A 2,119-nucleotide genomic window follows, 5' to 3' on the forward strand; every position below is an offset into this window, starting at 1 on the left:
TTAAAACATAAATTAAAAAATAATCGCTAATTTTCCCGCAACGAAGCGATATGCGAGAACGTTACCATACATTTAAAAATTGAAATCACCTTAAAAATTGACAAACAAACTAAATTACTAATGACTGAATTAAAAACTCAACCTTTGATTGGAAAACGAATAATTGCTGGTTTAATTGATTATGCGATTATCTATGGTTTTTTATTTATCTACATTTATGCATTTGGCGAACAAAATGAATCAGGTGGTTATAGCGTAAGTGGAATTTTAAGTTTAGTTCCAATTTTATTTTGGGCGATTATGACAATTGGAATCGAGCAGTTGATGGGCGAAACTCTTGGAAATTCATTAGTTGATTTAAAACCGATTTCTATAAATCAAAATGCTAATTCGAATTTCGAAGGGTCGAATATAAAACCGAATTTTGGACAATCTTTCAAAAGACATTTACTTGATCCAATTGATATGTTTCTATTTGGACTGATTGGAATTCTGACAATTAAAAACTCTGAAAAAAACCAAAGATTAGGTGATATGTGGGCGAAAACGATTGTAGTGAAAACATCCGATTTAAAACAATCTGAATAGAAAAACGTATGGTAACACTGCATAACGCTCATTGCGGAGTCCAGGCTGAAATCAGGGTTTGGGATTTTCTGCAAGTAAAAACAATAATTGAAAAATAATCGCTAATTTTCCAGCAACGAAGCGTTATGCGAGACCGTTGGCAGCTATATGAAAAAAACAATCATACATTTTATATTTTTATTAATATTATTTAGTTCTGATATTTATTCTCAAACAAAAGAGTTTAAAACGGGTGAATTAGATAAATCGAGTAAAATTGACACACTTAACGAATATCGTCCAGATGGTACTAAGCATTTTGAAGTTTTAATTAAAAATGGACTAAAAAATGGAACTGGCTTATTATTCGATAGAAACAACAACATCATTGGATTGAGACATTATGAAAATGACACTTTACATGGTTTTGGTTTGCTATTGAATAAAAAAACCTTTCGCCCAAAGTATTTATATGAAGTAAATAATGGAGTATTTGATGGTGTAATTATTGATTTTTACGATAATGGTTCTATAAAATCCTTTAGAAATAAAGATACATTTAATGATAGCCAGACACTAGAGTTTCACGAGAATGGTGTTATAAAGAAAATCGGGCAGACGAAAAAAGGCCAAAGTCACGGTACTATATTCTATTTTGATAAAAGTGGTAAATTAGAGAAAAAGGTGGAATATGAAGAAGGAGAACCCAAAAAATAATACAGCTGCCAACACTGCATATCGCTCATTGCGGAGTTTGGTCTGAAATCAAGGTTTGGGATTTTCTGGAAGTTAAAATCTTAAATTGAAAAATAATCGCTAATTTTCCGCAACGAGTCGATATGCGAGACCGTTGGCATTAATATGATTCGCCCATTCAATGAATAAAAGTTTAATACTCCTTATAATTAGTGTTTGTTTATTTTCATGTGATGTTAAAAATGAATCTACAAATACGAATGACTCTGTCGAAAAAGAGAATTATTATTCCAATGGGAATTTGAAATCTAAAGGTTTAATAGACAAAAAAGATCAAAAGATTGGTTCTTGGAAATACTTTGACAATAATGGAAAACTGAATAGAGTTGTCGAGTATAAAATAATAGAAAATAAATCATTCATAAATCAAGATTGGAAACTCAACCAAAAAGGCGATACTCTTAACAATCAAAGTTGTTATTATCAATTGACACTTGAAAAGGATACCATAAAATTGAATGAACCCATAAAAGTGAAAATTGACTTAACCGCTCCATGTTTTAGAGATAGATATTCAGAAACTTATGTGATTTTACCCAAAGACTATTCAATTAATTTTAATGAGGACTTTTCAAATCTTGATGAAATGGATTTAGATACTATCTATAATCTGAATTCTGACCCCGAATTAAAAGAAAAGTTGGGATTGACAACAAATTGGGGTAAAACAGTAATTTTCGGCAGATATTACAATTCAATAGGACCAAAAAAATTGAGAGGTATTTTAGTCGAATTTGTAAGCTTCCCCTAAAACCGAACTGTTCAAAAGTATAATATAATTTTTAAATTTGGACAT

The 2,119-nt window shown here is 30.3% G+C and carries 3 protein-coding genes; all 3 read left to right on the plus strand.

What is annotated here, in order from left to right:
* Positions 1-120: 120 nt before the first annotated feature.
* The 3 genes from EIG86_RS00575 (at position 121) to EIG86_RS00585 (ending at position 2,074) form a co-directional block, all read left to right on the plus strand.
* Positions 121-588, plus strand: a complete 468-nt coding sequence (locus EIG86_RS00575; RefSeq protein ID WP_127844216.1) for an RDD family protein — start codon at positions 121-123, stop codon at positions 586-588.
* Between the two features lie 147 nt (positions 589-735).
* Positions 736-1,284: a toxin-antitoxin system YwqK family antitoxin gene (locus EIG86_RS00580; RefSeq protein ID WP_127844217.1), complete on the plus strand. Its 549-nt coding sequence runs from the start codon at positions 736-738 to the stop codon at positions 1,282-1,284.
* A 160-nt stretch (positions 1,285-1,444) separates the two neighbouring features.
* Complete coding sequence (locus tag EIG86_RS00585; RefSeq protein ID WP_127844218.1) at positions 1,445-2,074, plus strand: toxin-antitoxin system YwqK family antitoxin; 630 nt, start codon at positions 1,445-1,447, stop codon at positions 2,072-2,074.
* The last annotated feature ends 45 nt before the right edge of the window (positions 2,075-2,119 follow it).

The sequence above is a fragment of the Psychroflexus aestuariivivens genome, assembly GCF_004010055.1.
In the GTDB taxonomy this organism is placed as follows: domain Bacteria; phylum Bacteroidota; class Bacteroidia; order Flavobacteriales; family Flavobacteriaceae; genus Psychroflexus; species Psychroflexus aestuariivivens.